Annotated in this window: 1 protein-coding gene and 1 pseudogene; both read right to left on the bottom strand. The window is 33.7% G+C overall.

The genetic code is table 11. The features are described from left to right. Positions 1-1,622: primosomal protein N' (gene priA, locus ACJML3_RS07190; RefSeq protein WP_406021915.1), on the bottom strand; the 1,622-nt coding region annotated here is incomplete at its 3' end. Positions 1,623-1,690: 68 nt separating this feature from the next. Beyond that, positions 1,691-1,909 (bottom strand): annotated as a pseudogene (locus ACJML3_RS07185) (hypothetical protein); the annotation flags it as partial.

The following is a 1,909-nucleotide window of genomic DNA, read 5'->3' as shown; positions in this document are numbered from 1 at the left end:
CCAAGCATAATCTGAGATTTTCCATCTCTTACTCTGTTTAATCTTATTTCAAGCTGATTTTTTGTTGTGACAGAGTCTCTATCTATTCTTTCTATACCGACATCAGGGTATCTGTCTTTTAGATAATCACTTACTTGTTCTGTGCCAAATCCTTGTTCAAACAGTTGCGTATTTTCACAGACTGGACATTTATCTGGAGTTTTAAATGTAGTGTCGCAAACATGGCACTGTAATCTGTGGTTTGTTTTGTGAACTGTAAGAATATTGTCACAGTTTGGGCATGTAAAAACATGACCGCACAAATGACAAACAAGATGATGTGCATAGCCTCTTCTATTTAGAAACAGCAAAACCTGATTTCCTTTTGCTGTTTCTTCACCGATTCTATCTTCAAGAGTCTGACTTACTCCTTTATTTAAGCCTTCTGTGACAGGTTCTTTTGTTAGATCTATCAGTTCAAAATCAGGGTAACTTGCACCACCAGCACGGTATTTGAGATCAATTCTAGAATATAGGCCTTTATAGCAGTTGAATAAAGTTTCGAGACTAGGTGTAGCACTTCCTAGGATAACAGGGCAGTTATTGATTTTTGCTCGCATAATGGCTAGTGCTCTTGCGTGATATCTAAAAGTATCGTTCTGCTTAAAAGAAGAATCGTGCTCCTCATCAATAACAATCAGGCCAAGATTTTTTATTGGTGTAAATACAGCTGTTCTAGTACCAATTAGAATTCCAGAATTTCCTGTAGCCATATCAATATATGAATCTAATCTTTCTCTATCTGATAAGGCTGAATGAACGGAAGAAACTGGTACATTGAATCTTCTGTAGAATCTATCAAAAGTCTGTGGAGTTAATGATATTTCAGGTACAAGAACAAGCACCGATTTACCTTTTTTTAGAACGTCTTCGATAATTCTTAGGTAAACTTCGGTTTTTCCAGAACCAGTTATTCCATTAATAAGGAATACTTTAAAATCTGAATTTTTCTGAACTGTATAAATTGCAGATAGCTGTTCTGTGTTAGCCTGAGGAGGAGTTTCTTTTAGAATGTTATCTGTAGAAAATGCCTCGTTTTCTTTCTTTTCAATGTTAATAATTTCAACAAGATTCTTTTTAATAAGAGCATTTTCAGTAGAACTTAAAAATCCTCGTTCCCTTAATTCCTTTCTTTGAATAGGTCCTGTTTTGAGTAAATTAAGAATTTTTTTTTGATCTTCTGATTTGATTTTTTTTAATTGCTCTTCATCTATATCACAGCATAGCTGTAAAGCAGGGATCTTTTCATATGCAAAAGCTCCTCCTTCTCTTAATAATTTTGGAAGAGCTACGTAAAAACACTGACCTAGAGGATACTGATAATAAGAAGAGCCAAACTCTAACATTTTTATTACATCGTCAGTAATAAAACTGTGTTCATCTAATAAGGTTGCTTCTTTGAGTTTTATTGAAGAGTCATTTGGAACATCAACTTTGGTTATGATTCCTATCATAGTGCTGTTTGCAAAATTTACTTTTACTCTGCAACCTATGTATGAGTCATTGATTTTTTTATTTACAACATAAGCAAACTCTTTGAAAAGAGGTCTGTTAAGTGCAACATTTACTACAGTTGATGTCATGAAAAATTACATAAATCTAAAAACAATATTATGTGTAGATTTTAGCATAGCAATAAAGGTTAAATCTTCTAATACTTTAATAATACAGACATTATAATCATGGCGATGATTGCGTTAAATATGCTGATAGAGAACATGTATTTATATAGTCTGTAAGGAACTGCCATAACAGCGAGAATTCTTCCTGTATATTGAATCTGAGCGCCCATTAAAAATATAGCAGGTGTAAGTATTGTCAGTTCAGTTGGATTTAGTGTTCCTGCTGTAAACAAGGTGGCAGCAACAGC

The sequence above is a fragment of the Succinivibrio sp. genome, from assembly GCF_045124615.1.
Taxonomy (GTDB): Bacteria; Pseudomonadota; Gammaproteobacteria; order Enterobacterales; family Succinivibrionaceae; genus Succinivibrio; species Succinivibrio faecicola.
This window is presented reverse-complemented; position numbering and strand designations above follow the sequence as displayed.